The sequence below is a fragment of the Natronolimnohabitans innermongolicus JCM 12255 genome (assembly GCF_000337215.1).
In the GTDB taxonomy this organism is placed as follows: domain Archaea; phylum Halobacteriota; class Halobacteria; order Halobacteriales; family Natrialbaceae; genus Natronolimnohabitans; species Natronolimnohabitans innermongolicus.
Map to the genome: position 1 here is coordinate 1 of NZ_AOHZ01000091.1, position 21,263 is coordinate 21,263.

Here is a 21,263-nt window from a genome sequence, read left to right on the forward strand (position 1 = left end):
GATTGGCAGCCTTGCGTGGATAGATTCCCAAGTGACGGCGCGTATCCACGCCGTAAACGACGTGGTATTGCGCCTGTTCAGTATATAAGCGGTACAGGTGATATGTTCAGACGCGCTCGAGAACTCGGCCCGCCGATGCTGGTCCCGTTGGCCTGGGCGTTCGTGACGGCTGCCCCCCTCGCAGTCGTCACCGAACACACGCTGTTTATCGCCCACGTCGTGATGGCCGTCCTGCTGGTCGGCTTCGCGGCGACCGGCTACGCCGACATGCGCGAGGGAGTCCTGCGAACGTGGTGGCGGATCATCGCCGTCGGTTCGGTCCTCACACTCTGTGGAGTCGTCGGACTCCGGCTTGAGCCGACGAATGTGGCGCTTGCGTCCGTCGCCCTCTTCGGCTGGATGCTTCTCCCGGCGGCCGGCTTCGTCGAGACCGGGCGGCGGGTCAACGAGGGGACGTGGGTCTACGCGGTCGGTACCACGGGCTGTCTACTCGGTGTGACCCTCTACGCCGTCGGCCTGATCTGGGGCGTCCAGACGAGCATGGTTGGCGGACTCGCACTCGTCGGGTTCGGCCAGACGGCCGGCATTTTCGACGCGGCGATCCGGTACTGAATGCGTGTCCCGTCCCGATACTGATCTGGAGCGCTCCGGAAACGACAGGGGCGACGTCGGTCTCCGTGCCACCGGTCGTCGCGATACCGTCGTCGCGATCACCCCTGGAGAGTCGTGATCGAGGACGGATGATCTTAGTCTCGCTGCGGACGCGGCCCGTTGGCCTCGCGTTTTTGTAGCTGGCATCCCTATCCGATGCCGTGACTACGTGCGGAGACGGTCGGCTCACGTGCGACGAGGAGACTATCGATACGATCCGAGAGCGAGTGCTGTCGGACGTGTCGGCCCGGGCTCCATTCGATGCGGTGACGGGGAACGAAGATCGAGTCTCCGACGGCGCCGTTTCCGGCGATGCTCGAGCGACAAAGACGGACCGCGAGGTCGCCGTTTCTGTCACCAGCCTCTCCAAGCGGTTCGGCGACGGAGCAGATGCAGTCACCGCTGTCGACGACGTCAGCTTCGACGCCGAAACCGGCTCGATCGTCGGATTGTTAGGCCCGAACGGTGCCGGAAAAACGACGCTCATCAAATCGGTTCTCGGGATGGTCCTCCCGGACGAAGGAACCGTCGAAATCCGCGGCATCGATGTCTATGATCGGCCTCGAGAGGCGTACACTCACGTCGATGCGATGCTGGAAGGGGCGCGCAACGATTACTGGCGGCTGACCGTCCGCGAGAATCTCCGGTACTTCGCGACGATTAGCGGTGTCGACCCGGATTCGGTACGCGACCGCCACGACCGACTCCTTGCGCAGTTGGGACTGGCGGAGAAAGCGGACGTTCCCGTTCGTGACCTCTCACGCGGGATGAAACAAAAGGTGTCGCTGGCGAGCGTTCTCGCCGGGGGAGCAACGGTCGTCTTCCTCGACGAACCGACGCTCGGACTGGACATCGAGAGTTCACGAACCCTCCAGCGAGAGCTGCGCCGGCTCGTCGAGGAAGAGGACCTGACCGTTATTCTCAGCAGCCACGACATGGATGTCGTGGAGACGGTCTGCGATCGCGTCCTCATCATGTCGGCGGGCAAAATTATCGCCGACGACACCGTCGACTCGCTCCTTCGCGAAACTGGACTACACTGCGTCCAGATCACGAGCACAGATCTCGACGCCCAGATTGTGTCGACTCTCCGAGGACAATTCGACACGTTCAGCGCTAACGCCCGAGAAGCCGGCTATCAGATCGAAGTGACGACCGACAGCGACGGGCTCTACGCGCTTCTGGCCTTGCTCCGGACGAGTGACGTAACCCTCGGTCGCGTCCGGACTGTCGAACCCGATCTCGAGGATGTGTTTGTCGATCTGACGGCAGGTGACCGCACTCCGGGGGAGCGATGACGACTCACTCTCCCAGCGGAAGTAACGGCAGCGAGGAACCCGGAACCGACGGAACCTCACCGCGCAAGGCCGGGTACTATCACCTCTCGCGGGCCGTTCTCTACCGAGAATACCTGATATTCGTTCGCTATCCAGCCAACGCTATCGGCGGCATCGTTATCGCACTGTTTTTCTTCGCCGTACTCTTTTATGGTGGGCAGATGGTCGCCGGACAGGCGCTCACAGACTCGATCGAGGGGATCATCGTGGGCTACTTCTTGTGGACGCTCTCGGTGGGTGCCTACTCTTCGATTTCGAACGACATTGCGAGTGAGGTGCAGTGGGGGACCCTGGAACGGCACGTGATGTCGCCGTTCGGGTTCGCCCCCGTAGCGCTGCTGAAAGGCGTCGCCAAGATCGGCCGGACGTTTCTCACGTCGGCGATACTCCTGGGTTTCATGATCGTGCTTACAGCGGTAGCGAGGCGAAAGCCCATCGGCTTTAGCCGTGGGATGAAGCCGACAACTGGGAATCCCTCCACGCTCGTAGCCACGGCTGGGGTTGGATGCTTGCGTAACATCTTTAGATAAGTATGATCTATATACTAACGATGCCTCGTGGGTTCGACAGGGAACGTACCAACATCCACAAACTCCAGTATCACTTCATCTGGTGCCCGAAATCAAGCAAAGCGTAGCTTTGCGTACCTCGCGGGATCTTCGATCCCGCTCAGTACCGCAAATCGGTGCTTGAGGACGAGGTACGTGACCGCCTCGAAGAACTCATCGAGGAGAAAGCCGACGAACTCGGGTTAGAGATACTGGAGTTGGCGATTCGCCCCGACCACGTACACCTGTTCATCACGGGCGACCCGACGCTCGCCCCGAACAAGATCATGCAACAGGTCAAGGGCTACTCCTCGCGCCACCTCCGCGACGAGTTCGACTTCGGCTTGCCGTCGCTGTGGACGCGCTCGTACTTCGTCTCAAGTGCGGGCGACGTCTCCAGCGAAGTCATCGAGGAGTACATCGACGCCCAAGCAGGTGAGTAGTCATGCAACGGAACGTCTCAACCACGGTGCGGGTCAAACTCCACTCGCTGACCAACAGGAAGGCTGACCTGCTCGCGCGTGAGTACGAGGCGTTCCAGACCGAGGTACACGGCGGAGACGCCGATCTCTACTCCGCGACCGACCAGCAGGCGTCGAAAGTCCAACGGCAGAAAGACCCGAATCCCGGTACGGAGCAACCTGTCGTCCTTCGCAACGACGTGTTCGACGTGGCCTACGACGAAGACACCGTTCTCTCGTCATGGTGGGTGAAAGTCCCCGTCTACGATCCTGAAAAAGGACAGGGCAACTCCATCTGGTGTCCCGCACACGTTCCACGAAAGGACGCACAACTCGTCCGTGAGGGCAATCTTCGAGACAGCGAACTAGTACGCCATGACGGTGACTGGTACGTGCATCTCGTCGTCAAGCGGTCTGTGACCGTAGCCGACGAGTACGACGATGTACTGGCAATCGACATGGGTGCACGGTGGGTCGCTACCTGCGCGTTCCTCTCCGACCGCAAAACGACGTTCTACGGGGAAGAAGTCTGTTGCATCCGCGAACACTACAAGCAACTCCGCAAGTCCATCGGGAAAGCAAAACCTCGACAGGGACAGCAGGTGGTCAAACGTATCGGGAATGCCGAAGCACGGAAAGTGGACGACCGTCTCCACAAGATTGCTCGCCAAATCGTGGAGGATGCCGAGGAACGGAACGCGGTCATCGTTGTGGGCGACCTCGGTGGGATTCGCAAGGACAACCACAAGGGACGGTACGTTAACGACAAGACCCACAAGATGCCGTTCGCCCGCCTGCTGAACTACATCGAATACAAAGCACACGACTCGGGTATCGACGTGCAGTTGGTCGAAGAATACGACACGTCGAAAACGTGCAACCGCTGTGCCTGCGAAGGTGTCCGAGCAACGCAGGGACACTTCGAGTGTCCCGAGTGTGGGCTGGACGACAACGCAGACAAGAATGGTGTATTCGAAAATCTTCGATTTTCGGATGTATGCGAACCTTCGGTTCGCAACACGCTGAATATCGGCAAACGAGCCTTGGGCAAGTTCTCGAAACCGCTGTCCGAGGCGGGGGCTGTACTGGCACAGCCCGAAACGCAGGTCATCGTCCACCGTGACGACGAACCTGCGAACCTCCCGCTACTCGTGGATTCAACCCCCAGTGGGGGAACCCCACGGCTTTAGCCGTGTGGAGGATGTCAGAGGGACGACACTCCAGTTGAACCTCTTCACGATCGTCACCATCGCGACGCTCAGCATCGTTTCGGTGCTCGGTCTGGGGCTCGCGGCCGGCGGAATCACGGTCCTGTACAAGCAGATTGGCAACTGGCTGAATCTCCTCCAGTTCGGATTCATCGTACTGATTTCGGCGCCGGCGTTCGACCTCGGCTGGATGGCCCTTCTCCCCCTCGCTCACGGAAGTGCGCTCCTCCAGCGTGCGATGATCGACGGGACACGGCTCTGGGAGTTTACGCCGACCGAACTCACACTCCTGTTTGGTGTTGCTCTGGGATATCTCGTGGCAGGGTTCGCCCTCTTCCAGTACACGACGCGCCGAGCGAGACACCTTGGCGTCCTTGGTGACTACTGAGGCCGGACTCGTCTCGAGGGCGTCACTGAGTGTTTCGGCGGCCCACGCGACCGATACCGTGCCGAACCGGTGCTCGGCTTGGTGACGATCGAAGCGATCCGGCAGATGTCGCGGTACTGTCGACGGCTCTCTTCTGTCGAGACTCTCGGTGGACGGATACTTCGGCACTCCCCTCGACAGCTACTCGCGTCTCGATTCCCCGACCATCATGTGGTTATTTAACATGTAGCGTGATCCGTTGCAGTATGCCCTACTTCGCAACCACCGACAACGTCGAACTCTACTACGAGGACAAGGGAGCGGGGGAGCCGATCGTTTTCGTCCACGGCTGGACCTGCAACCGTCACTTCTTTGACGAACAGATCAGCGCTCTCCGGGAGGAGTACCGCGTCGTTTCATTGGACCTTCGAGGGCACGGCGACTCCGATCATCCGGAGCAAGGGCTCACGTTGGAACGGCTCGCGACCGACGTCGACGAACTCGTCAGCTATCTGGACCTCTCGCCGGTATCGCTCGTCGGGTGGTCGATGGGCGCTCACGTCATTTTCGAGTACGTCGAGCAGTTCGGCTGCGACGACCTCGAGCGACTCGTCCTCATCGATATGTCGCCGAAACTGATCACCGACGACGAGTGGGAACTGGGTCTCTACGGCGAGTTCGGTCACGAGGAGAATCTCGAGACGCTCGCGCTGTTCACGCCTGGCTGGGCTCGGGTCGCCGAAGACATCTTTCGCGATCTTCTCGATACGCTGTCCGACGAGCAACTCGAGTGGGTGATCCGAGAGACCGAGAAGACGCCCACTAGCACGGCGGTCAACCTCTGGGTGGCCATGGTGACGAACGACTACCGAGAGACGCTACCCGGGATCGACGTACCAACGCTGGTCACGTACGGCGAGGAGAGCAATCTCTACGCCCCTGAGGTGGCTGAGTTCATGGCCGATCGGATCCCGGATTCGGAACTGGTCGGCTTCTCGGACGTCGGACACGGCGTTCCACTCGGGACGCCGACGGAGTTGACCGAGGAACTCGAGGCGTTTCTCTGACCGACCGAGTGACCTCAAGTCACACGATTCACAAATTGTCTGTCGGAGGCAGTAGAGGAGGGGATCTCGATCGCGAATCTTTGCTCTGAGCCGGTCACGTCATTCCTCACAGAAGCCGAGCAGTTCGAACAATCCGCGCTGAAAAACCACTGATTCAGGTTCGATCGCTGGTGGGACGCCCGATCCTTGATGAGTAAATTCATCGCCCACCCCCGCATTCCAGGGTCTCGCTGCGGAATCAGCGGCGTGATACTTTCTGCACGCAACCTCGTGCGAATCTCTTCCCAGTCGTAGCCCTTATCGGCAGCGACAGTCGCAAACTCCTCGAGATTCCCGCACCATTCCTGCGAATCGCGTAATCCTGAGCAAATTCCGGAATCGCCTGACTGGACCGAGATTTCGTGGGAGACCTGCGAACCGGATAGCCCGGCAAAACGGGAAAATCGAAAGGCGGCGTGATTGTGTGTGAATCCTTCGAAGTTACTTGACCTGAGCGTTGAGTCGAACACGGCTGGCCTCCGTAGGCCAAAACCGCAAGAAGGCGTCGGAAAAGGAGTGCTCCGACAGGGATTCGAACCCTGGTCATTGCCGTGAGAGGGCAATATGATTGGCCGGACTACACTATCGGAGCCCATCGTGCGTCAGCCCTACCGGGCCTCGGCGCGTTCGTCTACATTCAATCGTTACGCGCTGTGGTGTTTAAGCATTCCGTTTCGATCCGGGATTGTCGTGCCGTACCACGAATGCGGCGTCTGACACGTTTATTCCTCGAAGGGCGACTTCGTTGCCTCCGGCTCGTAGCCCTCGAGACTGATGATGTTCTCGCGGCCGACGCGAAGCTTGCTAATCGTTCCTTCGTCGGCCATATCGGAGAGGAGCATGCTGACTTTGGACTTCGACCAGCCGGTCTCCTCGACGATGTTGACCTGCTTCATTCGACCGCCGTTTTCGCGGATGAGTTTGACGACTCTGTCCTCGTCGGTCAGGAGTTCGTCGTCGGCTATCGGCTCCGGTTCCGACGCGTCGTCCGGCGTCGGCGGCGGCGCGGTCGCTGCCGCGGGTTCGTCCGGTGGGGAGCCAGCGACGGACTGTGCCGGCGGCTCCGGTTCCGTGCCGTCGTCGGGGTTCGACGACTCGTCGGACGACCGTCTGTAATACCACGCGCCACCGCCGCCGACGACCAGGACGGCCAACACGCCGAGTGCGAGTTGCCACGCGGCATCGCCGACGACCGCCGACCCCTCGTCTGCGCTTTCGTTGGGAACGAGTACCGCTCGAGGCTGGCCGTCGAAGAACTGCTGTTCCCCGCTCCAGCGGACCGAATTCGAATCTTCGACGTTACTGCGTGGATACTGCGCCTCGTCGGCGGGTTCGACGCGGTCGAACCGCAGCCCCTCACCGGTCTCGATAACGATTGCCTGATTCTCCGCGATGTAAATGTCCTCGAAGACATCGCCGACGGTGACGGTGCCGTCGTCGTCGACGGCAGCGAACTCGGTCCACGTAAACGACATCTCGACGACGCCGCGCGTACCGAGTCGGTCGTCGATCGTCGCAGTTCGCTCGAAGTCCGTGGCCTCCATCTCCCGCTCGGATCGCTCGTCGGCTCGCTCGGTCATGTCCGTCGCCTGTTCCGTAAACCGTTCGTAGAGGCCGGTCTCTTCCGATTCGAACTCGTCGGCGAATTCCTCGAACGCCTCCTGCTGTTCGGATTCGTTCCCGGTGTCGAAGTGGTGCTCGTGGCGGAACGTCCACGTCGCACTCCCGTTCTCGTGAACGGTTATTTCGAAGGTCGTCTGGTCGTAGTCCTGTGAGGTATCGAACTCGTCGGACGACTGCAACTGGATCGGTGTCTCGACGGACGAGTAATGTGCCGTCGTCGGCTCCGCCGCCGTAGCGGCAACCGCCACCGGCGTGACGCCGACAGCAGCGAGAGCCGCAACGATGAGAACGACGACGCCAACGGAGACCGACCGATTCATTCGTCTATCACTACGTGCCGGAGCTAAAAATGCTTGTGAATACGGCTTCGCCGCCGTGGACAGCCAATATCGGGGGTTTTCCGTTCGCCGACACCCGTTTCGCCCTGCGGTTGGTCAGCCACACCACCACCGCAGTTGACTCGAGCTACTATTGCGGCGTCGAGTCCGTGACGTCGTGCCGTGTCGTCTCGTGTCGTGTCGACACGCACAAACCAGTCGACGGCGTATCCCCGACTATGATCGACAATCTCGCACAGGGAGTACAGGCGTTTACGAGCAACGCGTATCTCGTCACCGGCGAGCGAACCGTGCTCATCGACGCCGGCGCGAACTTCGATATCGCCGCGGCCATCCGGGACCGCGTCGACGGACTCGACGCCGTCGTCCTCACGCACACGCACCGCGACCACGTCGGGAACCTCGAGGCCGTCACGGACGCCTTCGGCGTCGACGTGTGGGGGTACGACACGTCGATCGACGGCGTCGATCGCGCGATCGAAGACGAGGAGACGGTCCAGCTGGGCGACCACGAGTACGTCGCGCTTCACACCCCGGGACACAAGGACGACCACCTCTGTTTCTACTCGCCCGACGCGGGCGTCCTCTTCGCGGGCGACCTCGTCTTCCAGAACGGGAGCTTCGGCCGAACCGACCTCGAGGAGGGCGACCGACAGACGCTGATCGAGAGCATCGACCGCGTCCTCGAGCGGATCGACGAGGATCTCGAGGAGATGCACACGGGACACGGACCGAGCGTTTCGCGCAACCCTTACGATCACGTCGAACTCTCCTCGCAGATGGCGCGACGGGCCTGATCGGGATCGGGATCGGGATCGGGATCGGTCCGGCCGCGGCGTCCGCATCGCCGATCGGTCACTGCACCTCGAGGACGTGTGCGTCCGTCGGATCGAATCCGACGGTACACTCGCCGTCGCGACGAACGCGATCGAGCCGGACGACGATCGGGGCGTCGTTCCACTCGCCGTACGCTCTGACGCTCTCGCCGCGGAACTCGCTGGTCTCGAGTGCGACGTCGATCCGATTGTGGGCGGCGTCGCGAGAGAGTGCCGCCGCTCGGACGCAGAAACTCACCCGCGAGGCGTCGGGCGGAACACCGGCGACGGCGAGCGTCGCACCGCCGACGTCGACCTGCGCTCGCTCGCCGTCGTGCCCGCGGACGGTCCCGTCGAAGACGTTGTTGTCGCCGACGAACTCGGCGACGAACCGCGTCGCGGGCTCGTGATAAATTTCCCGTGGCGTCCCCACCTGCTCGAGTCGACCGTCGGCCATCACGGCGAGGCGGTCCGAGAGCGCAAGCGCTTCCTCCTGATCGTGGGTGACGTAGACGGTCGTAATCCCGAGTCGGGACTGGATTCGCGTGAGCTGTCGGCGCAGCGATTCGCGGAGTCGAGCGTCGAGGGCGCTCATCGGTTCGTCGAGCAAGAGGAGGTCCGGCGCGGGCGCGAGCGCTCGAGCCAGTGCGACGCGCTGTTGTTGGCCGCCCGAGAGCTGGTCGGGCGTGCGGTCGTCCATTCCGGCGAGGTCGACGAGGTCGAGTAGCTCGGCGACGCGGTCGTCGGCGCTCGCGCCGTTCGGCGGCTCCCGGAATTGGAGTCCGTAGCCGACGTTCTCCGCGACGGTCATGTGCGGAAAGAGCCCGTAGCTCTGGAAGACGACGCCGACGTCGCGGTCCTCGGGCGGGACGTCGGCCACCGACTCGCCGTCGAACGAGACCGTCCCCTCGCTCGGCGCTTCGAACCCTGCGATCGTTCGCAGCGTGGTCGTCTTGCCACAGCCCGACGGCCCGACGAGGGTGAAGAACTCGCCGTCGCGGACCGTCAGGTCGACGTTTTGTAGTGCGGCCGTACCGGCGGAAGTGGCCGTTTCGGTTTCGCTTCCAGTTCCGGTCTCGTTATCGGTCACGGACCCATTCTCCGCCGTCTCACCACCTCTCCCGTAATACTTCGAGACGCCTTCGAGTCGCAGTTCGGTCACCGTTCGTACCTCCCGCCGACGCGGTCGATGACGACGAAACTCGCCGCCGTCACGACCAGCAGGAGCGTTCCCATGGCGATCGCGGGGCCGGATCGGCGGCCGAGATAGCGTTCGACGGCGACGGGCATGGTGTAGTGCTCGCCGCCGCTGGCCAAAATCACCGTCGAAGAGAACTCGCCGATCGAGATGGCGAAGGCGAAGGCGGCCCCCGCCACGATGGCGCTCGCGACGAGGGGCAGTTCGATGTCCAGCAGCGCTCGAGCCCGCGAGGCGCCGAGCGCGCGAGCGGATTCGACCATCGCCGGGTCGAGACTCCCGAGCACCGGCGAGACGTTCCGCGTCACGAACGGGTAGGCCGCGACCGCGTGGGCGACGACGATGGCGACGGCGCCGGTCACCTGAAACCGCCAGCCGCCGGGCAGCGAGATCCCGAAGACCAGCCCCTGCAAGAGCCCGATACCGAAGACGACGCCGCTGACGGCAAGCGGGAGCATCGCCAGGGTATCGACGAGCCGGCCGGTACGCCCCGCCCGCACCGTCACCATCGAGACCACGACGCCCATCGGCACCGCGACGAGGAGCGTCGCGACGCCGAACAACAACGAGTTCCGGATCGCCGGCAGCGGCTGCGTCTGGAAGCTCGCCCCCTCGAGTTGGCGCTCGAGCAAGAACGCGTAGTTTCGGAGCGTAAACCCGGAGCCATCGGTGAAACTGCCGACGACGAGACTCGCCATCGGCCCGACGAAGAGGACGAGCGCGACGAGTCCGTAGCCGAAGACGGCCAGCCGCCGCGGCGAGAGCGCCGTTCGAAGGTCGGGGAGCAGCCGTTCTTTCGGCGGCGGCGACGGCGCTCGAGCGAGTCCCGCCTGCGCGGACTCATACCGGAGGTAGGCGTAGGTCAGTCCGAGCGAGAGGACGGTCTCGAGGATCGCGAGCGTCGCGGCCTCGGCGTAGTCGAGACGCTGGATGCGGTCGTAGATCCAAACCTCGACGGTGGCGAGCTGGAGGCCGCCGAGCGCGAGCACGATGGGAAACGTCATGAACGTGAAAATGAAGGTCATCAGGGCGCCGGTGAGGACGGCCGGCGCGAGCTGCGGGACGACGACGTCCCGGAAGGCGCGGCGTTCGCTCGCGCCGAGGCTGCGGGCGGTTTCGACGGTTCGGGCGTCGACCGACTCCCAGGCGGCGACGGTGAGCCTGGCGACCAGCGGCGCGTTGTAGAAGGCGTGGGCCAGAACGACGATCGCGAGCGGATTTGTCTCGACGAACGCGAACGGGCCGAGACCGACCGCGCCGAGGAGGGTGTTGAGCGTTCCCGCCTGCCCGAACATGGCGTAGAAGCCGACCGCGACCATGATCCCCGGCAGCACGAACGGGAGGATCGTCAACGACCGCAGCGTCCGACGGCCGTAGAACTCGTAGTTCGCGAGGATGTACGCCGCGGGAAGGCCGATCGCGACGCTCGCGAGCGTCGATAGCGCGGCCTGGTAGGCCGTAAAGCCGAACAGCCCCTGCCGGACGCCGGGCGTGTCGAGCCCGATCCACGGCACCGGGATCCCGACGCCGGGGATCGGATACTCGACGGTGAGCGAGATCGAAACGGCGCCGAGCCAGGCGGCGAGCGAGCCGAGGTGGGTCCCGAGCGCGAGCGGCTCCGCGAAGACGTCGGCGAGAACGCCGAAGTAGAAGGGGTCGGTCAGCACGTCCGTGAAGTGTCCGAGCGTCGGAATCCCGTCCTCGAGGAACGCCTCGCTGAAGACGATTCCGACGGGAAAATACAGCATGACCACGAGGACGGCCGCCGTCGCGAGCGCGGCGACCGGGAGGGCGTGGTGCTCGAGCCACGCGCTGGCGCGGTCGCGATCGATGCTGAGACGAGCGTCGAGAGACACGAGCGGGATGTCCCGTCAGTGGCTGGCGAACTCGCGGCCCCAATCGTCGACCCAACCGTCGAGGTTACCGCGAAGATCGTCGTAGCCGACCGTTACGGCCTCCGGGGGAACGTGTGCGTACTGGTCGAAGTCGTCGTCGAGATCGACGTACTCCGCTTCGACGGCCGGGAACTGGACGTTCCGCTGGGCGATCTCGGCCTGGGCGTCGTTCGAGAGGACGAAGTCGAGGAACGCGTAGGCGAGGTCGACCGCCTCGGCGTCCTCGAAGATCCCCATCCCTTCGGGGTTCGCGTATCCCTGATCGTTTAGGAAGGCGACCTGATGGCGGGAGAGATCGTGCCCTTCGGCGCTCGCGAACACCTGATCGGTCGAGTAGGAGACGATCATCGGCCGTTCTTCTTCCATGTACGGTCCGTAGTAGGATTCCGTCCAGCCGTCGAGAACGCGGATGTCGTTGTCCCGGAGCTCGCTCCAGTAGTCGAGGTAGCCGTCCTCACCGAAGGCGTCGATCGTCCACAGCAGGAACGCCTGCCCGGGGTCCGACGTCTGTGCGCTCTGAGCGATCAACGCGCCTTCGTAGGCCGGATCCGTGAGATCCTCGAACGTCTCCGGTTCGTCGACGACGTTCTCGTCGTAGACGAGGCTGATGTAGCCGGTGTCGTAGGCGAGGACGCGATCGTGGGGGTCGCCCATATCTAGCCCGTCGCGGATCCGACCCGAGCGGTCGATCCGATCAGTGTTAAGTTCGCGAAAGAGGCCGCCTTCTTCCAGATTGTCGTCGACGCTCACGAGATCGTCGATGTTCAGTCCAACGTAGACGTCGGCGTCGATTCGCTGCCCTCCTTGGGCCTGATTGATGTAGTGGGCGATTCCCTGGTCCGGCAGCGATACCCACTCGAGTTCGGCGTCGGGATACTCCTCCTCGAACGCCTCCTTGAGCCACGGGCCGGCGGGATTGTCCTCGTCGATCATCGAATCGTAGCTGACGACGGTCAGCGTTCCCTCCAGGTCCGGATCGTCGGGATCGCCGCTCGAACTGCTTTCTTCGTCGTCTCGAGTCAGACAGCCGGCGAGTCCGAGTGCGGCCGCGCTTCCAACAGATCCGATAAACGTTCGTCGCTGTTGATCCATTACCTGGTGGTTCAACTGAGTGGTCTTAACCCCGTTGATCGAGGGATCGCTGCGGGAGGGAGGGATACGGTACGCTACGGGTGATATCCGGCTCGGCGAGTACTGACGAAAAGATCGGAACCGACGGCCGATTCACACCGTTCCGGCCGCGTCGAGCAACGCGTCGTAGGCCGGCTCGTTGGCGTCGGCGATCGCGCCGGGATCGCGGCGCTCGTCGCCTGACAGCGGCTGCAACGGGACGCTCTCGAGCGGATCGAGATACTCGAGGACCGAACCGACGCGCTTCTCGACGGCGCCGTCTCGCGGGCTCGAGCTGGCGATCTCGCAGGCCCGACAGTAGCGGTCGCCGGGGTAGATCCGGGCGCGGCCGGGCTCGATGGCCGCGACGGCGCTGACCGCCGCGGGGTCCATCGACTGCAGCGGTCGAGCGATGTCGCTGTAGGATTCGACGACGGCGACCTCCCTCGACTCGATCTCGGCGGCCAGTTCCTCGAAGGCGGGGACGTATCGTCGTTCGGCGACCTCGTTGAACTCCGCGACGGTCTCGACGGGAATCGCGTCCTCGAGCGGAAGCGCGTCGGCGACGGCGTCGGGAATCTCCGCGGTGGCGTTGCGGACGAACAGCGGCTCGTCGTCCCCGCCTTCGTCTTCGTTCTCGCTTTCGTCTCCGACTGATCGCCCGACGCGGTCGACGATGAACTCCCGGTCGCTTCGACCGAGCAGGCCGGTCCCGCCGCCGGGGGCGGGTTGCCAGAGTCGGTGGACGGGATTGAGCCGTTCGGGCCGGCGGTCGCGGCCTTCCGCCGCCGCCAGTCGGGTCGCGTCCTTGCCGTAGAGGCGGCCGTCCGCGAGCGCTCGTCGGCAGTCGTCGTGGTCGAACCAGTAGTCGTTGCCGGCCCGCGGTTTGTAGCCGCGGGCGCCGGTTCGCTCGAGCAGGCCGGCCGAGAACGTCGTCTTGCCGGCGTCGACGCGGTCGGCGCCGACCACGAGGAGGATCATTCGTCTTCTTTCAGGCCGTAGTAGCCGGGTTCGTCGTCGCTGCGCGGTTCGGCGACCACGAGATCGTCGGCGTTGGTCATGATCCACGGAATCGCCCAGTCGAGCAGGACGTCCTCGGTCCCCTCGTCGATCTCCGCGTCGGGCTCTAATCCCTGCAGAAGGCGGGCGATTTCGTAGACGGTATACATCTGGTCGGCCTCGAGGAGCTCTTCGGGCGTGTAGAAGTCACACGGTGGCAGCCTGTCGAACTCGGACTTTGGAACGGGCATCTACCATCAGTTCCGCCCTCGAACGCCTAAATCGTTCGTTCCCGCTCGGTTTGCGAGACGGCCGCACGTTTTTAGTGTATTCGAGCTATCATGAGGGCAATGGTCGTGAGCCACGACGCGATTCTCGTTCTCTACGGAGTGGCGGCGCTCGTCGGAATCGCGGTCGGTGGGGTCGTCCTGCGACACCGGGAGAAAGCCGGTGCGACGCCGCTCGCGCTGGTCCTGTTCGGATCGGTGTTTCTCTCCGGACCCCGCGCCATCGCGACGGCGTCCGACAGCTTCGCCGTGTCGGTGGCGATGGAGCGACTGCTGTACGTCGGCGTCGGAATCAGCATTATCGCCGGCGTCTGGCTCGTTCTCGAGTACACCGGTCGCGAGCACCTGGTCACCCGACGGACCCTCGCCGTGCTGTCGATCGAGCCGATCCTCGCCGTCGGTTTTGCCGTCTTCAATCCGAGGAACCTCTTTTTCGACTCCCTCGAACCCGACGCGTCGGTGCCGACCGGCGTCGCCGTCGACTGGGGGGTCGCCTTCGGCGTTCACACCGCCTACTCCTACCTGCTGATGGGCGCGATCACGCTACTCATCCTCGAGTTCCTCTACACGTCGCGGGCCCTCTATCGCGGACAGGCCGCAGCCCTGCTCGGCGCCGCCATCCTCCCCTGGATCGCGAACGCGGTCCACGTCGTCGGCCCGGTGGCCGCCGACACGACCCCGATCGGCTACATTCTGCTCGGAACGCTGTACGCCGTCGCGATCGTTCGGTACCAGTTGATCGATATCGTGCCGGTCGCCCGCGATCGGGTGCTCGACACCGTCACCGAGGGCGTGTTCGTGATCGACCAACACGACCGTATCGTCGACGTTAACGCGGCGGGACGAGCGATCGTCGACGCCGATGGCGCTACCGAAGGGGAACTCATCGGCCGGCACATCGAGTCCGTGTTCGCCGACGAGCCGTCGGTCATCGACCGCTTTCGAGCCCTGACGGAGACGAGAACGACGGCCGCCGCCGAACTCGACTACGGCGACCGCCACTACGAAGTGCAGGTGACGCCGGTGACGGACGGCCGCGATCGGCAGGTCGGCCGGCTGGCGCTCGTCTACGACATCACCGACCGAAAGCGCCGCGAGGCGACCCTCAAGCGCCACAACGAGCGTCTCGACCAGTTCGCCAGCCTCGTCAGCCACGACCTTCGAAACCCGCTGACGGTGGCCGACGGCTACCTCGAGTTGGCCCGCGAGAACGACCTCGAGAGCGAAGACGACGTCGATCAGTACCTGTCGGAGGTCGCTCGCGCCCACGAGCGTATGGAGGCGATCATCGACGACGTCCTCTTGCTCGCACGCGAAGGAGAGACCGTCACCGACCCCGAGTCGGTCTCGCTCGAGGACCTCGCCGAGCGCGCCTGGGCCACCGTCGACACCGACGACGCGTCGCTGACAGTCGACGGCGACCCGACGATTCGAGCCGACTCCGACCGGTGCCAGCGACTGCTCGAGAACCTGTTTCGGAATGCGGTCGAACACGGCTCGACGTTCGGGGAGTCGCTTTCGATCACCGTCGGCCCGGTCGGCGATGCCGACGGCGGCGCCGCCACCGACGGAATCGACGGGTTCTACGTCGAGGACGACGGCGTCGGCATCCCGGCCGATGAACGCGACCGGATCTTCGAGGGCGGTTACTCGACTACCGACGGAGGAACCGGATTCGGGCTCCAGATCGTCCAGCAGATCGCCGACGCCCACGGCTGGACGGTGACGGTGACCGAGAGCGGGACGGGCGGCGCTCGGTTCGAGTTCGGCGGAGTCGAGTATCGTGGAGCGGACGATCGCGGTGACGACGCCGACGGAAACCGTGACGACAGTTCGCCGACGACCGACGCCACGACGGGCGCGCTCGAGTCGTCTACGCCGTCGGATCGACGATAACTCCCGTCGATTAAGCCGAAGGATGGACGTCCCGGACGAGATTGCAGGCTACGACTCGAGCGCGTTTTCGAGTAGTTCGACCGGATGCGCCGGACGGTCGTCGCCCCCGCCCCCATCGAACGACGCGATTTGCGTTCGACAGGAGGTCCCCGACGCGACGACCGTCGGCTCGTCCGCGCCGGTTCCGTCCCGCCCGTCAGCCCCATCGGCTCGACGCGACTCGAGTTGCGCGTCCAACAGCGAACCGATCTCCCGGGAGAGCGCGTAGTGTTCGGCCTCGTAGCCGAAGCTCCCGGCCATCCCGCAACAGCTCGAATCGACGGGATCGACCGCGAAGCCGGCCCGCCGGAGCAGACCGACGGCGTGATGGTCGGCGCCGCGGGCCGTTTCGTGGCAGTGACCGTGATAGGTCAGCCGGCCGCGGGCGGCCCTCGAGTCAACGGGGAGACGGTCGTCGAGCCCGGACGAATCGAGGTACTCGCAGACGCCGAACGCTCGCGAGCGAAGCCGCTCGAGTCGCTGCTCGTCGACCCGGCCGGCGAGCAGCGAGCGGTACTCGTCGACGACCATCGCCGCGTCCGAGGGCTCGACGAACAGCACGGACCAGCCGCGCTCGAGGAACGGCTCGAGGTCGTCGAGCAGCCCCGCGCCGCGGTCGGCGGCCGTCTCGAGCAGCCCCTGCGAGTAGGCCGCCCGACCCGTCGGGCCGAGGTCCGGCACCGCGACGCGAACGTCCGCCGCCTCGAGCAGGCGGACGGCGGCTTTCCCGACCTCGGGAGTCGCGTAGTTCGTGTACGTATCCGGAAAGAGGACGACGCCCGCGACGGCCGTCTCCGCATCGACCCGCGGCCCTCGCTCGGCGTACCAGTCGACGAGGGACTCCCGCCGAAACGTCGGCAGGGTTCGGTCGGCCGCGACGCCGACCGTTTTCTCGAGCAGCGTCCGCGCGCCGGGGAGATCGACCGCGCGGTTAGAAATCGGTGCGAGCGCGCTGCCGACCGCGGCGACGCGATCGATATCCGCAAAGAGCCGCTCCCGGAGGGTCGTCCCCTCGCGTTCGTGGTACTCGTGTTTCACCTCGGCTTTGAGCTTCGCCAGGTCGACGCCGGTCGGACAGTCGGTCTGACAGCCCTTGCAGCCGATACAGAGATCGAGCACCTCGGACTGGAAGCGTTCGTCGTACAGTTCGTCGGGGTCGATCTCGCCGCTGATCGCCGCCCGGAGCAGGTTGGCCCGCCCGCGGGTCGTCGCGATCTCCTCGCCCGTCGCCCGGTAGGTCGGACACATCACGTCGCCGTCGGTCTGCCGACAGGTGCCACAGCCGTTACAGAGTTCGACGAGGTGGGAGAAGCCGCCCTCGTCGTCGAAGTCGAGCGTCGTCGTCGGCTCGAGGGAGGCGTAGTCGGGACCGTACCGGAGGTGGTCGCGGATGTCGGTTCGCTCGCCGTCCTCGTCGCGGTAGACGACCTTCCCGGGATTCATGCGCCAGTCCGGATCGAACGCCGATTTCACGTCTTTGAACGCCCGCCAGAGGTCGGGTCCGTAGAGCTTCGGATTGAACTCCGTCCGCGCGAGGCCGTCGCCGTGTTCCCCCGAGAACGCGCCGTCGTGCTCGAGAACGAGGTCCGTCACGTCCTCGGCGATCGAGCGCATCGTCTCGACGCCGTCCTCGTCTTTGAGGGAGAGGACGGGCCGAATGTGGAGCGTACCGACGCCGGCGTGGGCGAAGTACGCCGCCGTGGTGTCGTGATCCTCGAGGATCTCCTGGAACCCCGCGACGTACGCCGCTAACTCTGCGGGCGGCACGGACGCGTCCTCGACGAAGGGGTACGGCTTCGGATCGCCCTCCATGCTCATCAACAGCGGGATCGCGGCCTTCCGGAGCTTCCAGAGTCGGTCCTGTTCGGCCGGCTCGAGGGCCCGGATGGCTTCGAACGCCGCACCGTCGTCGACGAGGTGCGCCCTCGCGTCCGCGACGGCGTCGGCCAGATCGGCGACTACCTCCGAGTCGAACTCGACCAGCAGCGCCGCCGCCGTATCGTCGGGAATCGGCTCGACGTAGTCGGCGTACTCGGGCGACTCGGCCGCGAGCCCGAACACCTCCTCGTCCATGAGTTCGACCGCACTGACCTCGAGGGAGAGCGCCTCGGGAACCGCGGCCAGGGCCTCGAGGAGGTCGTCGTAACAGCAGACCGCGAGCGCGGTCCGCTCGGGCCGCGTGACGAGCGAGAGGTCGGCCTCGACGACGACGCCGAGGGTGCCCTCCGCGCCGACGAGAAGTTTTGAGAGGTTGATGATTCTGTCGCCGTCCTCGCGTTCGTCGCTCGATCGATCTTCCGGGTCAGCTGCTATCGACTCCCGTTCCATCCCTTCCCGTTTCGTCTCCTCACGAATCACCTTCTGGAGGTTGTAACCGCTCACGCAACGCTTGAGCGCCGGGTATCGATCCGCGATTTCGTCGGCGTTGTCCTCGACGACGCGCCGAACCGTCCGGTAGATTTTCGCCTCGAGGTCGTCCTTCGAGACGATCGCGTCCCACTCGGGGCCGTCGAGGACCACGTCCCGCGTGCGGATCTGCGAGCCGTCGGCGAGGACGACCTCGCACTCCTCGACGTAGGCGTCGGTGATCCCGTAGCGAACCGAGTGTGCGCCCGTCGAGTTGTTGCCGATCCCGCCACCGATCGTCGCCCGGTTCGACGAGGCCGGGTCCGGCGCGAACCGTAACCCGTGGGGCTCGAGGGCGTCGTCGAGGTCGTCCTGGACGACGCCGGGCTGGACGGTCGCCCGTCCGGCGTCCGCGTCGATTTCGAGAATCTCGTCCATGTGTCGCGAACAGTCGAGGACGACGCAGCCGGGCCCGACGGCCTGCCCGGCGAGCGAGGAGCCGGCCCCGCGCGGGAGGATCGGGACGCCGTGGTCGGTCGCGACGCGAACCGCCTCGCGGACGTCGGCCGCGTCGTGCGGGAAGACCACGCCCGCGGGCTGGGCGCCGTAGATGCTCCCGTCCGTCGCGTAGAGCACCCGCGTGTACTCGTCGAACCGAACGTCGCCGTCGACGGCGGCTGCGAGATCGGCTGCGAGGGCGTCCGTCGCGTCGGCTGTAAGCTCCGATTCGGTATCGGCCGTCGACACCTCGAGCGAGCGGTCGTCGCTCCCACGCTGTTCCGTAGCCATACGAGCAGTGAGCCGCCGACCACCAAAACTGTGGGTGTAGGTATCACACACTGGGCGCGACCGAACGGTATCGGTCGACCGTCCGGCGCCGAAACGCGGCTCAGAGACGCAGGGCTCGAGCGTGGATGACTGGCGGCGCAAAAAACGTCGGGATTGACTCGTTCGTCGCGGAGACGACTGGCTGGCTTACTCGAAGTGGTCGAGGCACTTCTGGTACTCCTCGGCGGCCGAGTCCCAGTTGACGACCTCGAAGAAGCCGTCGATGAACTCGCCGCGGTCCGGACCGTAGTCGTAGTAGTAGGAGTGTTCCCAGACGTCGAGCGCGAGGATGGGGTGTGCGCCCCAGAGTGCGCCCTGGTCGTGCTTGTCGACCGCGAGGTTGCGCAGCTGCTTGGCGACGGGGTCGTATACCAGCAGCGCCCAGCCACCGGCAGCGCCGGCAGCGGCCTCGAACTCGCCTTTCCAGCCCTCGTAGGAGCCGAAGTCCTCCTCGATGCGGTCGGCGAGGTCGCCCTCGGGCTCGCCGCCGCCGTCGGGGGACATGTTCTCCCAGAACAGCGTGTGGAGATAGTGTCCACAGCCGTTGTGGGTGACGTTTCCGAGCGCGCCCGGCGTCGAACCGAAGTCGCCGGACTCGCGGTTCTCCTCGAGGGTCTCCTCAGCGGAGTTGAGGCCGTTGACGTAGCCCTGATGGTGGGTGTCGTGATGCCAGGTCACGACCTGTTCGGAAATCGACGGCTCCAGCGCGTCGTAGTCGTACGGTAGTGGTGGAAGTTCGTGGTCAGTCATTGGAATTCACCCGTGTGTGGTGTCTACTGCGTTCTTGTTAAGTTTTGAGGAAAGAAACGCTACCACAGTGCACGACGCGTCGCTTTCCTCGGTTGGCAGGCGACAGTGAGTTCACAACGAACACTGAGTTAAAGCTTTCAGACGGTCGGACGGAGTTTGACGTTCGGCGTCTCGTGGGACGGTCTTCTTACAGCCGTTCTTTGTGCTTTGCGTGCTCGAGCCACTCCTCGAGTGAGGGCTGGGTCCAGTAACGGACCGTCTCGCTGCGCTGGTCGAGTTCGAGGACGCCTAGGTCCTCGAGTTTCGGAACGTGTGTGTGCTGAAGCTCCAGCCGCGTCCGTCGGCGGCGCTCGTCGGGGTCGAGTTCGGTTTCGTCGGCGTCGCTGACCATCGGCTCGGCGTCGACGCTGGCGTGTTGGAGCCGGACGACCGCATCCGCAAGCTCCTCGAGCGTGGCGACGTCGTCCGGTTGGTCGTAAAGATAGTAGAGGGCGTACCGGCGGCGACAGTTCGAGAGGATATCGAAAACCTCGTCCATGGACGGGGTGGACTGTGCGGTAATCCTCGTCGATTCTCCCTCCGTTTCACGCATTCACGAACCACCTACCGTATGTTACCATTCGGACCACCACCCACCCCTACTACAGCCGACACATTAGATGTTACGTCTCCCTAGAAAAATACACATGTCTTAGGTATTGTTTTATACTACAGTATATTNCCCACCCCTACTACAGCCGACACATTAGATGTTACGTCTCCCTAGAAAAATACACATGTCTTAGGTATTGTTTTATACTACAGTATATTCAGATACTCTCCTTCTCGCTAACGGCTGTAATTTAGGACAGTATCGCAACTCGTTGTGAGGGGACTCACAACGACGGTTGGGCGATGGTACCAGTTTCGCCGCTCGAAGAAACGGTCGGTCGGGTAACGTGTGGACGAGAGACGAACGGCGAGGCTCACGGTCGAACGGTCGCAGAAAACGGCGTTCGATCGGTTCGACGAGTTACCGACCGATTATTCGTAGAGCCACTCGGCGTCGTGCTGATCGTAGTCGATCAGTTCGTCGTCGTCGAAGTGGATCCCGATTTCGCGTTCGTTTGCGCCCTCGTCCTCGTGGTCGGCGGCGTGGACGACGTTCCGACCGAGGTCGAGCGCGTAATCGCCCCGGATCGTTCCGGGTTCGGCCTCGAGCGGGTCCGTCTCGCCGATCATCTGGCGGACCTGACGGGTGGCGTCCTGTCCTTCCCAGACCATCGGGACGACGGGGCCGGAGGTGATGAAGTCGACGAGGTCGTCGTAGAACGGCTTGTCCTCGTGCTCGCTGTAGTGTTCCTCGGCCCGCTCGCGGGGCATATTCTCGACTTTAATGCCGACGAGTTTGAGCCCACGGTCCTCGAGTCGGGAGACGACCTCGCCCTGTCTCTTATACACATCTCTGATGGCGCGAGGGAG

The 21,263-nt window shown here is 64.1% G+C and carries 17 protein-coding genes, 1 tRNA gene and 2 pseudogenes; 9 read left to right on the forward strand and 11 right to left on the reverse strand.

Going from position 1 to position 21,263, the window contains the following annotated elements:
• Window positions 1-102 precede the first annotated feature (102 nt).
• The 7 genes and pseudogenes from C493_RS19585 to C493_RS19615 all read left to right on the forward strand — a co-directional run bounded on the left by C493_RS19585 (window position 103) and on the right by C493_RS19615 (window position 5,639).
• Complete coding sequence (locus C493_RS19585; protein WP_049889524.1) at window positions 103-612, forward strand: hypothetical protein; 510 nt, start codon at window positions 103-105, stop codon at window positions 610-612.
• 305 nt (window positions 613-917) lie between these two features.
• On the forward strand, window positions 918-1,949 hold the full coding sequence (locus tag C493_RS19590; RefSeq protein ID WP_241430926.1) for an ABC transporter ATP-binding protein: 1,032 nt from the start codon (window positions 918-920) through the stop codon (window positions 1,947-1,949).
• Window positions 1,946-2,401, forward strand: a pseudogene (locus C493_RS19595) (ABC transporter permease); the annotation flags it as partial. The gene C493_RS19590 and the pseudogene C493_RS19595, both read left to right, overlap by 4 nt.
• Before the next feature lie 242 nt (window positions 2,402-2,643).
• Window positions 2,644-2,979: an IS200/IS605 family transposase gene (tnpA, locus tag C493_RS19600; protein ID WP_394295418.1), complete on the forward strand. Its 336-nt coding sequence runs from the start codon at window positions 2,644-2,646 to the stop codon at window positions 2,977-2,979.
• 2 nt (window positions 2,980-2,981) lie between these two features.
• Window positions 2,982-4,187: an RNA-guided endonuclease TnpB family protein gene (locus C493_RS19605; RefSeq protein ID WP_007261237.1), complete on the forward strand. Its 1,206-nt coding sequence runs from the start codon at window positions 2,982-2,984 to the stop codon at window positions 4,185-4,187.
• Between the two features lie 13 nt (window positions 4,188-4,200).
• Window positions 4,201-4,593, forward strand: a pseudogene (locus C493_RS19610) (ABC transporter permease); the annotation flags it as partial.
• A gap of 245 nt (window positions 4,594-4,838) precedes the next feature.
• The gene (locus tag C493_RS19615; RefSeq protein WP_007261239.1) at window positions 4,839-5,639 is read left to right on the forward strand and encodes an alpha/beta fold hydrolase; all 801 of its coding nucleotides are present in this window, start codon (window positions 4,839-4,841) and stop codon (window positions 5,637-5,639) included.
• Window positions 5,640-6,195: 556 nt separating this feature from the next.
• On the opposite strand, the gene C493_RS19620 is transcribed toward C493_RS19615, so the two are convergent.
• Both C493_RS19620 and C493_RS19625 read right to left on the reverse strand, forming a co-directional pair.
• Window positions 6,196-6,270, reverse strand: a tRNA-Glu gene (locus C493_RS19620).
• A 130-nt stretch (window positions 6,271-6,400) separates the two neighbouring features.
• Window positions 6,401-7,621 carry a helix-turn-helix transcriptional regulator gene (locus C493_RS19625; protein ID WP_007261240.1) on the reverse strand — a complete coding sequence of 407 codons (1,221 nt, stop codon included), beginning with the start codon at window positions 7,619-7,621 and terminating at the stop codon, window positions 6,401-6,403.
• 236 nt (window positions 7,622-7,857) lie between these two features.
• Here C493_RS19625 and C493_RS19630 point away from each other — a divergent pair, with 236 nt between their 5' ends.
• Complete coding sequence (locus tag C493_RS19630) at window positions 7,858-8,436, forward strand: MBL fold metallo-hydrolase (protein WP_007261241.1); 579 nt, start codon at window positions 7,858-7,860, stop codon at window positions 8,434-8,436.
• A 58-nt stretch (window positions 8,437-8,494) separates the two neighbouring features.
• Here C493_RS19630 and C493_RS19635 read toward each other — a convergent pair whose 3' ends face one another.
• The 5 genes from C493_RS19635 to C493_RS19655 form a co-directional block, all read right to left on the reverse strand.
• The gene (locus C493_RS19635; RefSeq protein ID WP_007261242.1) at window positions 8,495-9,616 is read right to left on the reverse strand and encodes an ABC transporter ATP-binding protein; all 1,122 of its coding nucleotides are present in this window, start codon (window positions 9,614-9,616) and stop codon (window positions 8,495-8,497) included.
• Window positions 9,613-11,508, reverse strand: a complete 1,896-nt coding sequence (locus C493_RS19640) for an ABC transporter permease (protein WP_007261243.1) — start codon at window positions 11,506-11,508, stop codon at window positions 9,613-9,615. Before C493_RS19640 ends, C493_RS19635 begins: the two co-directional genes overlap by 4 nt.
• Window positions 11,509-11,523: 15 nt before the next feature.
• Window positions 11,524-12,639, reverse strand: coding sequence for a thiamine ABC transporter substrate-binding protein (locus C493_RS19645; RefSeq protein ID WP_007261244.1), 1,116 nt, complete (start codon window positions 12,637-12,639; stop codon window positions 11,524-11,526).
• A 132-nt stretch (window positions 12,640-12,771) separates the two neighbouring features.
• Window positions 12,772-13,638 (reverse strand): hypothetical protein, encoded by an 867-nt coding sequence (locus tag C493_RS19650; protein ID WP_007261245.1) that lies wholly within the window; start codon window positions 13,636-13,638, stop codon window positions 12,772-12,774.
• On the reverse strand, window positions 13,635-13,907 hold the full coding sequence (locus C493_RS19655) for a DUF5827 family protein (RefSeq protein ID WP_007261246.1): 273 nt from the start codon (window positions 13,905-13,907) through the stop codon (window positions 13,635-13,637). The genes C493_RS19650 and C493_RS19655 overlap by 4 nt, the downstream gene beginning before the upstream one ends.
• A gap of 99 nt (window positions 13,908-14,006) precedes the next feature.
• Here C493_RS19655 and C493_RS19660 point away from each other — a divergent pair, with 99 nt between their 5' ends.
• Window positions 14,007-15,839: a histidine kinase N-terminal 7TM domain-containing protein gene (locus tag C493_RS19660; RefSeq protein WP_007261247.1), complete on the forward strand. Its 1,833-nt coding sequence runs from the start codon at window positions 14,007-14,009 to the stop codon at window positions 15,837-15,839.
• Between the two features lie 48 nt (window positions 15,840-15,887).
• Here the strand turns inward: C493_RS19660 and C493_RS19665 are convergent, their stop codons facing one another.
• From C493_RS19665 to ndk, 4 genes are all read right to left on the reverse strand, one after another.
• Window positions 15,888-19,013, reverse strand: coding sequence for an FAD-binding and (Fe-S)-binding domain-containing protein (locus C493_RS19665; protein ID WP_007261248.1), 3,126 nt, complete (start codon window positions 19,011-19,013; stop codon window positions 15,888-15,890).
• A 186-nt stretch (window positions 19,014-19,199) separates the two neighbouring features.
• Window positions 19,200-19,802 carry a superoxide dismutase gene (sod, locus tag C493_RS19670; protein ID WP_007261249.1) on the reverse strand — a complete coding sequence of 201 codons (603 nt, stop codon included), beginning with the start codon at window positions 19,800-19,802 and terminating at the stop codon, window positions 19,200-19,202.
• A gap of 187 nt (window positions 19,803-19,989) precedes the next feature.
• Window positions 19,990-20,394, reverse strand: a complete 405-nt coding sequence (locus tag C493_RS19675; RefSeq protein ID WP_049889525.1) for a DUF7344 domain-containing protein — start codon at window positions 20,392-20,394, stop codon at window positions 19,990-19,992.
• A gap of 431 nt (window positions 20,395-20,825) precedes the next feature.
• The gene (gene ndk / locus C493_RS19680; protein WP_049889526.1) at window positions 20,826-21,251 is read right to left on the reverse strand and encodes a nucleoside-diphosphate kinase; all 426 of its coding nucleotides are present in this window, start codon (window positions 21,249-21,251) and stop codon (window positions 20,826-20,828) included.
• Window positions 21,252-21,263: the final 12 nt, after the last annotated feature.